We start from the raw sequence: 524 nt of genomic DNA, 5'->3' as shown, positions 1-524 counted from the left end.
GTTCGTGCACTGGGCTGTCGAGCAGCGCGTCGATCTCCCGCAGCGGCAGGTCCGCGAACCGCGCGGCGACCTTCCGGGTGGCAGGCACCCGGACTCCGATGAACAGGTCGCCCTCGCCGTAGTCGCCGGGGCCGGTCTTGAAGAACCGTCGCAGGTGCTGCGCGTCGCCCGCGTCCGCCACCTCGCCCAACGCCCTGACCACCTCGTCGTGCATGCCTCACAGGGTCCCACGAAGGCCTGGTCGGCGCCGGATTCCAGGCCATTGACCGGCCGGTCAATCAGGTCTATACCGGAGTCAGGAGTTCCCTCGTCGAGGAGGCAGAAATGAAGGTCGAATGGTCTCGGTGGCAGGACTGGGCCGCCGTGGTGATCGGTGCGGTTGTGGCGCTCTCGCCGATCTGGGTTGACACCAACAGCGCCGCGCGGTGGTCGATGATCGTTCTCGGCGTGCTCGTGGCCGTGACCGGGCTCGCCAACCTGGCGTCCCCCGGTACCGAGATGGTCGTCTGGGCAATGGGTGTGCT

General features: G+C 67.9%; 2 protein-coding genes. One reads left to right on the top strand and one right to left on the bottom strand.

The window, feature by feature from the left end; translation table 11 throughout:
• On the bottom strand, positions 1–214 hold a 214-nt coding region (locus AC1DYG_RS19215), incomplete at its 3' end, for a DNA alkylation repair protein (RefSeq protein ID WP_477641457.1).
• Positions 215–324: 110 nt separating this feature from the next.
• On the opposite strand from AC1DYG_RS19215, the gene AC1DYG_RS19210 reads away from it, so the two are divergent.
• A partial coding sequence (locus AC1DYG_RS19210; protein ID WP_477641456.1) for an SPW repeat domain-containing protein occupies positions 325–524 on the top strand: 200 nt, incomplete at its 3' end.

This window comes from Pedococcus sp. P1_H8 (assembly GCF_056405175.1).
This window is presented reverse-complemented; position numbering and strand designations above follow the sequence as displayed.